This is a genomic window from Streptomyces tremellae, assembly GCF_039540215.1.
GTDB classification, from domain to species: Bacteria; Actinomycetota; Actinomycetes; order Streptomycetales; family Streptomycetaceae; genus Streptomyces; species Streptomyces tremellae.
On the sequence record NZ_BAABEP010000063.1, the window covers coordinates 23,456 to 33,583 of the forward strand.

The 10,128-nt window shown below is 74.3% G+C and carries 9 protein-coding genes and 1 pseudogene; all 10 read right to left on the reverse strand.

All coding sequences use genetic code 11. The annotated features are described in order from the left end of the window. Window positions 1-145: 145 nt before the first annotated feature. Window positions 146-544: a YccF domain-containing protein gene (locus ABEA77_RS28645; protein ID WP_345653769.1), complete on the reverse strand. Its 399-nt coding sequence runs from the start codon at window positions 542-544 to the stop codon at window positions 146-148. Further along, on the reverse strand, window positions 541-1,404 hold the full coding sequence (gene htpX, locus ABEA77_RS28650; RefSeq protein ID WP_345653772.1) for a zinc metalloprotease HtpX: 864 nt from the start codon (window positions 1,402-1,404) through the stop codon (window positions 541-543). The genes ABEA77_RS28645 and htpX overlap by 4 nt, the downstream gene beginning before the upstream one ends. Window positions 1,405-1,596: 192 nt before the next feature. Next, complete coding sequence (locus ABEA77_RS28655) at window positions 1,597-3,162, reverse strand: NADH-quinone oxidoreductase subunit N (RefSeq protein WP_345653775.1); 1,566 nt, start codon at window positions 3,160-3,162, stop codon at window positions 1,597-1,599. Beyond that, window positions 3,159-4,754, reverse strand: a complete 1,596-nt coding sequence (locus ABEA77_RS28660; protein WP_345653793.1) for a complex I subunit 4 family protein — start codon at window positions 4,752-4,754, stop codon at window positions 3,159-3,161. The genes ABEA77_RS28655 and ABEA77_RS28660 overlap by 4 nt, the downstream gene beginning before the upstream one ends. A 27-nt stretch (window positions 4,755-4,781) precedes the next feature. Beyond that, window positions 4,782-6,845: an NADH-quinone oxidoreductase subunit 5 family protein gene (locus ABEA77_RS28665; protein WP_345653778.1), complete on the reverse strand. Its 2,064-nt coding sequence runs from the start codon at window positions 6,843-6,845 to the stop codon at window positions 4,782-4,784. Further along, a complete protein-coding gene (gene nuoK / locus ABEA77_RS28670) occupies window positions 6,842-7,279 on the reverse strand; it encodes an NADH-quinone oxidoreductase subunit NuoK (protein ID WP_345653781.1) in 438 nt (145 codons plus the stop codon). Before nuoK ends, ABEA77_RS28665 begins: the two co-directional genes overlap by 4 nt. After that, on the reverse strand, window positions 7,279-8,052 hold the full coding sequence (locus ABEA77_RS28675; protein ID WP_345653784.1) for an NADH-quinone oxidoreductase subunit J family protein: 774 nt from the start codon (window positions 8,050-8,052) through the stop codon (window positions 7,279-7,281). Before ABEA77_RS28675 ends, nuoK begins: the two co-directional genes overlap by 1 nt. Then, window positions 8,049-8,786, reverse strand: coding sequence for a NuoI/complex I 23 kDa subunit family protein (locus ABEA77_RS28680; RefSeq protein WP_345653787.1), 738 nt, complete (start codon window positions 8,784-8,786; stop codon window positions 8,049-8,051). The genes ABEA77_RS28675 and ABEA77_RS28680 overlap by 4 nt, the downstream gene beginning before the upstream one ends. Continuing rightward, window positions 8,786-9,754 carry a complex I subunit 1/NuoH family protein gene (locus ABEA77_RS28685; RefSeq protein WP_345653790.1) on the reverse strand — a complete coding sequence of 323 codons (969 nt, stop codon included), beginning with the start codon at window positions 9,752-9,754 and terminating at the stop codon, window positions 8,786-8,788. The genes ABEA77_RS28680 and ABEA77_RS28685 overlap by 1 nt, the downstream gene beginning before the upstream one ends. Continuing rightward, window positions 9,751-10,128 (reverse strand): annotated as a pseudogene (locus ABEA77_RS28690) (transcription termination factor Rho); the annotation flags it as partial. The gene ABEA77_RS28685 and the pseudogene ABEA77_RS28690, both read right to left, overlap by 4 nt.

Genomic DNA, 10,128 nt, shown 5'->3' on the forward strand with positions numbered 1-10,128 from the left:
GCCGCTGGTGGAGACGCGAAGCGGGCGCCGCGCGGTTGCGCGGCGCCGGTGAACCTCTCGTGACCATCGTGGACGGGGGCACTGACCATCTCTCCGCCGGGCGGCCACGGCGGAGGGCCGGGGCGGACCGGGCCCGCCCCGGCGGTCACCAGCGGGTCTGGGCGAACGCCTGGTCCGTGGGGACGATCTCCTTGCCGAGCGGCATCAGCGACAGCGGGATCAGCTTGAAGTTGGCGAGCGCCAGCGGGATGCCGATGATCGTCACGAACAGTGCGATGCCCGTGAAGACATGGCCGAGCGCGAGCCACCAGCCGGCGAGGATCACCCACAGGACGTTGCCGATGAAGGAGCCCGCGCCCGCGGTCGGCCGGTCGACCGCCGTACGGCCGAAGGGCCACAGCGCGTACGCGCCGATCCGGAACGCGGCCACGCCGAACGGGATGCCGATGATCGTGACGCACAGGACGAGACCGGCGGCGAGATAGCCGAGGAACATCCAGAAGCCGCAGAGGACGAGCCAGATGATGTTGAGGATGGTCTTCATGGGCGGCGACCTGCCATCTGTTCGAGCCGGGCGATGCGTTCGGCCATCGGGGGGTGGGTCGAGAACAGCTTGGAGACGCCCTCCCCCGGGCGGAACGGGTTCGCGATCATCATGTGGCTCGCCGTTTCGAGGCGCGGCTCCGGGGGCAGCGGGAGCTGCCTGGTGCCCGCGTCCAGCTTGCGCAGCGCGCTCGCAAGGGCCCCGGGGTCGCCGGTGAGCTGGGCGCCCGAGGCATCCGCCTGGTACTCGCGGGAGCGGCTGACGGCGAGCTGGATGACCGTCGCGGCGAGCGGACCGAGCAGCATGATCAGCAGGAAGCCCGCGATGCCGGGGCCCTCGTCGTCGTCCGACCTGCCGATCGGGATCAGCCAGGCGAAGTTGACCAGGAACATCACCACGGAGGCGAGCGCCCCGGCGACCGACGAGATCAGGATGTCGCGGTTGTAGACATGGCTGAGCTCGTGCCCCAGCACGCCGCGCACCTCGCGCTCGGTGAGGATCTGGAGGATGCCCTCCGTGCAGCACACCGCGGCGTTGCGCGGGTTGCGCCCGGTCGCGAACGCGTTGGGCGCCTGGGTCGGCGAGATGTACAGCCTGGGCATCGGCTGGCGGGCCGCCGTCGACAGCTCGCGGACGATCCGGTAGAGCTCGGGGGCCTCGAACTCGCTGACGGGGCGCGCGCGCATGGCGCGCAGCGCCAGCTTGTCGCTGTTCCAGTACGCGTACGCGTTGGTGCCGAGCGCCACGAGGACAGCGACGATCAGGCCCGTACGGCCGAAGAAGCTGCCGATGACGATGATGAGTGCGGACAGTCCTCCGAGGAGTAGGGCGGTCCTCAGCCCGTTGTGCCGGCGGTGCACGGTAGGCCCTCCAAGTCGTGCGGCAGGGGAACCCTTCGCTTGCTGCTGCTCCACTTCACTACAAGTGGACCCTTCCGTACTGGTCAACGCCAGACGGGGGGATCCGGTTCCCGGCCTCCCCGGCCGGGAACCGGGCGCGGTTTCCGGCCCCGCCCCCGGTGTCGCGGCCCCGGTGGCTGACACGGCTCCCGGTCAGAAAAGGTTCATGCCGGTGAACCTCAGGACGAGCTGCGGTGCGCCCGACAGGGCGACGCCCGCGACGGCGGCGAGGGCGACCGCGGCCACCACGGGCCCGGGGGCACGGGGTGCCGCGGGCCGCGCGGGGGCCGCGGCCGTGCCGGAGACGGCGGCGCCCGGCCCGGGGGCCGTCCCCGGCTCGGCGCGGAACAGGAGCGCCGTCCAGCGCAGGTAGTAGTAGAGCGCGCAGGCGACGTTGGCGCCCATCACGACCGCGAGCCAGCCGAGGCCCGCGTCGACGGCCGAGGAGAAGACCGTGACCTTGGCGAAGAGGCCGATCACGCCGGGCGGCAGGCCGGCCAGGCAGAGCAGGAAGAAGGCGAGCGCGAGCGCCGCGGCGGGGCGGCGCGCGTACAGGCCGCGGTAGTCGGCGAGCCGGTTGAGCGGGCTCGTACGGGCCACCAGCGCGGCCACCCCGAAGGCGCCGAGGTTCACGGCCGCGTACATCAGGGCGTACGCGACGGTCGAGCCGACGGCCCGCTGCCCGGCGTATCCGGCGGCGGCGATCGGCACGAGCAGATAACCGGCCTGGGCGACGGACGACCAGGCCAGCAGGCGTACGGCGCCGCGGGCGCGGTCGTGCGACTGGCGCAGCGCGGCGACGTTGCCCACGGACATGGTGAGGGCGGCGAGCACCGCGAGGGCGGGCGCCCACAGGTGCGCGTACGGCGGGAAGGCGACGACCGCGACGAGGATCAGGCCGGAGAAGCCGACGGCCTTGCTGACGACCGAGAGGTACGCGGCGATCGGCAGCGGCGCGCCGACATAGGTGTCGGGGACCCAGAAGTGGAACGGCGCCGCCGCCGTCTTGAAGGCGAAGCCGACGAGGGTGAGCAGCACGCCGGTCTTCGCGAGCACCTGGAGTCGGCCCGGCACGTGCGGGAGGGCGTCGGCGACGGCGGTGAGGTGGAGCGTGCCGGTCGCCGCGTAGACGAAGCTCACGCCGAGCAGCATCACGGCGGTCGCGGTGACGGAGGAGAGGAAGAACTTGAGCGCGGCCTCGGCCGACAGCCGGTCGCCGCGCCGGATGCCGACGAGGGCGAACGCGGGCAGCGAGGCGACCTCAAGGGCGACGACGAGCGTCGCGAGGTCGCGGGACGCGGGCAGCAGGGCCGCGCCGGAGGCGGACGCGAGCAGCAGGAACCAGTACTCGCCCGGCAGTCCGTCCTGCCCGGGGGCGTGCGGGGCCCGGCCGGGCATGGAGAGCAGCGCCGTGAGGAGCGCGCCGCCGAGGACCAGCAGCTGGACGACGAGGGTGAAGTGGTCGGCGGTGTAGCTGCACACGCGGCCCTGGCCCGCGCCGCCCGCCAGGCAGAACGTGCTGCGGTCGCCCGCGCGCAGCGGCAGCAGCGACAGCAGCGCGAGCGCGAGTCCCGCCACCGAGACGGCGCCGAGCAGCGGCCTCCGGCGCTCCCCGAGGAAGAGGTCGGCGACGAGGACGGCGAGCGCGGCGGCCGCGGTGATCGCGGGCGGCGCGACGGCGAGCCAGTCGACGGACTGGACGAGGTGTCCCGCGGTCATGACGCGCCTTTCGCGAGGAGCCGGTGGACGGCCGGGTCGGACAGGCCGAGCAGTACGGCGGGCCACAGCCCGGCGAGCACGGTCAGGGCGACGAGCGGGCTCCAGGCAGCGAGCTCGTAGCCGTGCGCGTCGGGCAGGTGCGGCACCGGGGCGCCGACCGCGCCGCCGGGCGCGCCCTCCGCGTGCCGTGCGCCCATGCAGACCCGCCGCACGACGGACAGCAGGTACGCGGCGGTCAGCAGTGTGCCGAACGCGGCGAGGGACATGAAGACGAGGAACGTGGGGCGGCTGAGCCCGGCGGCGGGCCGGAACGCACCGAACATCGTGAGCATCTCGCCCCAGAACCCGGCGAGTCCTGGCAGCCCGAGGGAGGCCACTGCGGCGAAGGCGAGGAGGCCGCCGAGGCGGGGCGCGCGGCCGTAGAGCGCGGCGCCCGTGGCCCCGGCGAGGGTGTCGAGGTCGGCGGTGCCGTAGCGGTCCTTCACCGCGCCGACCAGGAAGAACAGCAGGCCGGTGATGAGGCCGTGGGCGATGTTCGCGAACAGCGCGCCGTTGACGCCCGTGGGGGTCATGGAGGCGATGCCGAGGAGCACGAAGCCCATGTGGCCGACGGACGAGTAGGCGATCAGGCGTTTCAGGTCGCCGCCCGCGCCCTGCCGTACGAGGGCGAGGCAGGCGAGCGAGCCGTAGACGACGCCGACGGCGCCGAACGCGGCCAGGTAGGGCGCGAAGGTGTGCATGCCGTGCGGGGCGACCGGCAGGACGATCCGCACGAAGCCGTACGTGCCCATCTTCAGCAGCACGCCCGCGAGGAGCACGGAGCCGACGGTCGGGGCCGCGGTGTGGGCGTCGGGCAGCCAGCTGTGCAGCGGCCACATCGGAGTCTTCACCGCGAGGCCGAGCCCGATCGCCAAAGCGGCGATGACCTGCGTGGAGGTGCTGAGGCCCCGGCCGTTGTCAGTGGCGAGTGCCACCATGTCGAACGTGCCTGCCCGCAGTCCGATCAGCAGCAGGCCGAGCAGCATGACGACCGAGCCGAGGACGGTGTAGAGGACGAACTTCCAGGCGGCCGCCTGCCGGCCCCCGGCCACGCCCTCGTCGCCGCCCCAGCGGGCGATCAGGAAGTACATGGGGACGAGCACCGTCTCGAAGGCGAGGAAGAAGAGGATCAGGTCGAGGACGGCGAAGGTCGCGAGGGTGCCGGACTCCAGGAGCAGGAGGAGGGCGACGAAGCCCTTCGCACCGGGGCCTTTCGGGGGCCGGTGGTAGCTGTAGAGGGCGCAGAGGAAGGTCAGCAGGGCGGTCAGCACCAGAAGGGGGAGGGAGATGCCGTCGATACCGAGGTGGATGCGGACGTTCATCGCCGCGATCCAGCTGACGTCCGTCGTGGCCTGCATGGTCGAGGCGTGGTGCCGGTCGAAGCCGAGGGCGAGGGCGATCGCGGCGGCCAGGACGGCGCCGGTGACGATCACGCCGTGGCGCAGCACGGCCTTCTCCGGGCCTGGGCCGCGCAGCCCGGGGGGCGCGGGCAGGAGCGCGGCGCCCGCGCCGACGAGGGGTCCCGCCACGACGACGGCGAGCAGGATCTTCATCACGGATTCGTTGATATCGAGCACGGCTCACGCTCCCGCTGCGACGAGTACGGCGGCGATCGCCAGCACGACGGAGCCCGCGATCAGCGCGCTCAGGTAGGACTGCACGTTGCCCGTCTGCGTTTTGCGCACGGCGGCGCCGAGCCTGCGCGGCGCGCCGCCCGCGCCCCGTACGTACGTGTCGACGACCTCCCGGTCGAGGAAGCGGACGAGCACGGCGCCGGCCCTGACGGTCCGCACGAGGGCGAGGTCGTAGAGCGCGTCGAGGTGGAAGCCCGCGGCGGCGTGCCGGTGCAGCGGCCCGAGCAGCAGCCGGCCCGGGTCTGCCGGGTCGGGGGCGTCGGCGATGTCGCCGTAGGCGAGGGGGTGGGCGGCGATCGCCTCGGCCTCGGAGAGCGCGGGCTCGGCCTCGGGGTGGGCGGCGACGGCGCCGAGCGGGGTCGCGGCGGTGCGCGGGGCGGTGCGGCGCCAGGCGGCGAGGAGGGCGCCCGCGCCGACGAGGGCGACGCCGGTCGCGAGGACGGAGGTGTTGAGTGCGGGGGTGAGCCGCTGCCCGTCGAACCAGCCGCCGAGATGCCGGGCGAGGACGCCGAAGCCGACGGTCGGCACGGCGAGGACCCACAGCACGGCGTTCATCACGGTGGGCCCCTGGCCGTGGTCGGGGGCGGGGGCGCCCCGGCCGCGGAAGGCGAGCAGCCAGAGGCGGGCCGCGTAGGCGCCGGTCAGCAGGGCGGTGGCGAGCCCGGCGAGCAGGACGGTCCAGCCGATCGCGGTGGACGCGGCGTGGCCGATCGCCGGCGCGGCGGACACGCCGTGGCCTGCGGAGACGGAGGAGGCGGGCGCCGAGCCGCCGAGCGCGGCGTTCTCCGCGGCGCCGAGGACCGACTCCTTGGAGAAGAAGCCCGCGAAAGGCGGAATGGCGGCGAGGGCGAGCAGGCCGAGCGTCATGGTCCAGAAGGCGTCGGGGATGCGGCGGGCGAGGCCGCCCATGCGGGACATGGCGGCGAGCGAGTTGGTGCCCGCCGCGTGGATGACGACGCCCGCGCCGAGGAAGAGGAGCGCCTTGAAGGCGGCGTGCGACAGGAGGTGGAAGACGGCGGCGTCCCGGTCGCCGAGGGCGAGGGCGCCGGACATGTAGCCGAGCTGGCCGACCGTCGAGTACGCGAGGACGCGCTTGATGTCGTCCTGGGCGAGCGCGGCGAGCGCCGAGCCGGTCATCGTGACGGCGGCGACGACGGCGAGCACGACGAGCGCGGCGGTGGAGGCCGTGAAGACGGGGAGGAGCCGGGCCACGAGGTAGACGCCCGCGGCCACCATGGTCGCGGCGTGGATCAGCGCGGAGACGGGCGTGGGGCCCGCCATCGCGTCGGGCAGCCAGGTGTGCAGGGGGAACTGGGCGGACTTGCCCGCGACCCCGGCGAGGAGGAGCAGCGCCGCCAGGGTGGGGTGGTGCAGGCCGCCGTGGGTGGCCGTGTCGAGGATCCGGGTGATGCGGAAGCTGCCCGCGTCGTCCGCGACGAGGAAGAGGCCGATGAGGAAGGGGACGTCGCCGAGCTTCGTGACGAGGAACGCCTTGATCGACGCGGCCCGCGCCTCGGGCGTCTCCCAGTAGTGGCCGACGAGGAAGTACGAGCAGACGCCCATCACCTCCCAGCCGACCAGCAGCACCATGAGGTCGCCCGAGTAGACGACGAGGAGCATCGCGGAGGTGAAGAGGGAGACGAGCGCGGCGTAGGAGGGGTAGCGGGGATCGTCGCGCAGGTAGCCGGTCGAGTAGAGCTGCACGCAGGTCGCGACGACGCCGACCAGGACGGCGACGAGCGCGGCGAAGCCGTCGATGTGCAGGGACAGGTCGACGGGCACGGAGCCGGTGGGCGTGAGCCGGGTGGCCGCGTCGAGCGGCGGCACCCCGGCGCCCGCGCCGCCGCCGAGGCGGGCCGCGACGAGGACGGCGAGGACGGCAGCGAGCAGCGTCGGCAGCACGGCGAGCGGCCGGGCGAAGCCGGGCGCGGCCCGGCCGGTGAGGAGGCCGAGCGCGGCGCCGAGGAACGGGAGGAGGGGGACGAGTACGGCCAGGGTCGTGGTGCTCACGCGGGGGCCTCGGCATTCGTCGCCGCGGGTCCGGCGGGGTCGTCTGGGTCGACTGGGTGCGCGGGTGCCGTGCCGCCCGCCCCGGCGGGCGCGGGGCGGCCGGTGCCGTCCGGGTCGTGGTCCATCGCGGGCTCCGAGGTGTCGCGGAGCCGGTCGACGTCCGCGGTGCCGCGGGCCCGGTACACCATCAGCACGATGGCGAGGCCGATGCCGATCTCGGCCGCGGCGACGGCGATGACGAAGAGGGTGAGCGCCTGGCCCGCGTGGAGGGTGTCGCGCAGCCAGGCGTCGAAGGCGACGAGGTTGAGGTTGACGGCGTTGAGCATGAGCTCGACGGACATCAGGACGAGGATCGCGTTGCGCCGGGCGAGTACGCCGTACACGCCGGTGCAGAACAGGAGGACCGCGAGGACGGCCGGATAGACGAGATGCATCAGCGCTGCCGCTCCCCCGTGTCCGGCCCGGACGCGGGCCTGCCCTGCGCGCGGCCACGTGCGGCGCCGGGGGCGATGCCTCGGGCGCCCTGTGTGTCGTGCGTCCCTGCGGGGGCGCCGCCTTGGGCGCCGGGTGTCCCGCCGTCCGGCCGTGTGCCGGGGGCCGCTTCCGGGGGGGCGGGGCGGGGGCCGGCCGGGTCCTGGGGGGCGCGTCTGCGGGAGAGGACGATGGCGCCGACCAGGGCGGCGAGCAGCAGCACGGAGAGCGCCTCGAAGGGCAGGACCCAGTGCTGGAAGAGGGCCTGGCCCGTCACCTCGGTGGAGCCGCCCGCGGCGCCGAGGTCGATCCAGGTGGCGCGGAAGGCGTCCGTGACGACCCAGACCAGGGTGGCCGCGGCGGCCACGGCGACGATCAGGGCGCCGACGCGGTTGCCCGAGTCGGCGTCGGGCGAGCGGCCGATGGGCGCCTTGGTGAGCATCAGGCCGAAGAGGAGGAGGACGACGACGGATCCGAGGTAGATCAGGACCTGCACCCAGGCGATGAACTCGGCGGTGAGGAGGAGGTACTCGACGGCGAGGCCGCCGAGCGCGACCACCAGCCAGAGCGCGGCGTGCACGAGCTGGCGGGTGGTGACGGTCACCAGCGCCGCGCCGAGGGTGACGACGCCCACGAGGAGGAACACCACCTCGACCCCGGTCGGGGAGAGGAAGCCGTGGGCCGCGCGGGACCCGGCGGCGAGCGCGGCGGGGGCCGCGGTTGCGAGCGGGTTCACGCGCCGTCCCCCTCACCGCGCGGGGCGTCCCCGGGGGCCGGGGCGTCCCCGGGGGCCGGAGTGTCCCCGGGGGCCGGAGTGTCCCCAGGGGCCGGAGTGTCCCCAGGGGCCGGAGTGTCCCCAGGGGCCGGAGTGTCCCCAGGGGCCGGGGCGTCCCCAGGGGCCGGGGCGTCCCCAGGGGCCGGGGCGTCGTCGGCGCGGGCGGCGGCCTCCTGCTGGGCGAGGCGGTCTGCGGCCTTGCGCGCGGCGGCGAGTTCCTTGGGCTCCTCGCCGTGCGGGTCGAGCACGGGCGGCTCCGGCACGGTCCACATCCACTCGCGGAGCTTGTCGCGCTCGTGGGTCAGCTCGCGGATGTCGGTCTCCGCGTACTCGAACTCCGGGGACCAGAACAGCGCGTCGAAGGGGCACACCTCGATGCAGATGCCGCAGTACATGCACAGGGCGAAGTCGATGGCGAAGCGGTCGAGGACGTTCCTGCTGCGCTCGCGGCCGCCGGGCGCGGCGGGCGGCACCGTCTCCTTGTGGGAGTCGATGTAGATGCACCAGTCGGGGCACTCGCGCGCGCAGAGCATGCACACGGTGCAGTTCTCCTCGAAGAGGCCGATGACGCCCCGGCTGCGGGGCGGCAGTTCGGGCAGCGCCTCGGGGTACTGCTCGGTGACCGTCCTGCGGGTCATCGTGCGGAGGGTGACGGCGAGGCCCTTGGCGAGCCCGCTGCCGGGGATCGGGGACATCAGCTGATCACGACCTTGACGACGCCGGTGAGGGCGATCTGAGCGAGGGCGAGCGGGATGAGGACGGTCCAGGCCAGCTTCTGGAGCTGGTCCTCGCGCAGCCGCGGGTAGCTGACGCGCAGCCAGATGACGACGAACGCGAGCACGGCGGTCTTCAGCAGGGTCCACACCCAGCCGAGCCCGTCCGCGCCGAACGGGCCGTGCCAGCCGCCGAGGAAGAGGACGGCGGTCAGCCCGGAGAGCACGACGATGCCCGCGTACTCGGCGAGCAGGAACAGCGCGAAGCGCAGCCCCGTGTACTCGGTGTACGCGCCGAAGATGATCTCCGAGTCGGCGACGGGCATGTCGAAGGGCGGGCGCTGGAGCTCCGCGAGCCCCGACACGAAGAAGACGAGCCCGCCGACGATCTGCCAGGGCACCCACCACCAGTGGAAGGCGTCGAGCACGCCCGTCAGCGAGACCGTGCCGGCCGCCATCGCCACGGAGGCGGCGGCGAGCAGCATCGGCACCTCGTAGGCGAGGAGCTGCGCGGCGGTGCGCAAGCCGCCGAGCAGGGAGAACTTGTTGGCGGAAGCCCAGCCGGCCATCAGCGAGCCGAGCACGCCGACGCCCATGACGGCGAGGACGAAGAAGAGGCCGGCGTCGACCGCCTGTCCCACGGCGTTCGCGCCGGGCCCGACCGGGATCACCAGCAGGACGAGGAGGTAAGGCAGCAGCGCGACGGCGGGCGCGAGCTGGAAGATCCGCCGGTCGGCCTCGGCCGGTACGATGTCCTCCTTCTGCGCGAACTTCACGCCGTCCGCGACCAGTTGGGCCCATCCGTGGAAGCCGCCCGCGTGCATGGGGCCGAGGCGGCCCTGCATGTGGGCCATCACCTTGTGCTCGGCCTGGCCGACGAGGAGCGGAAGCACGAGGAAGGCCACGAAGACGGCGACCAGCCGCAGCACGATGTCGAGCGCGTCACTCACCCGGCCTCACCACCCCGGCCACCGTCGCCCTGACCGTCGCCCGCACCGCCCTGACCGTCGCGCGGCTCCCGGCCGCTTCCGGCGCCGGACCCGTCTCCGGCGCCCCGACGGTCCCCGGCATCCCGGCCGTCGCCTGCGTCACGTTCGTCGCCCCGCCCCTCAGGGTTGTCGCCCCTGTCGTCGGCCGGGGCGCGGCGCTCGTCCGCCGCCTCGGCGTTCGCCTCCGGGCCGACGTGGCGGTGCCAGGGCGCGTCGCCGCCGGTGCGCTGGGAGGCTGAGCCGCCCGCGGCGGAGCGCGCACGCCGCGGGGCGCGCTCGCCGGCGGGCGCGTCGGCGTCCGGCCCGGTCGGGGCGTCCGGCCCGGTCGCAGCACT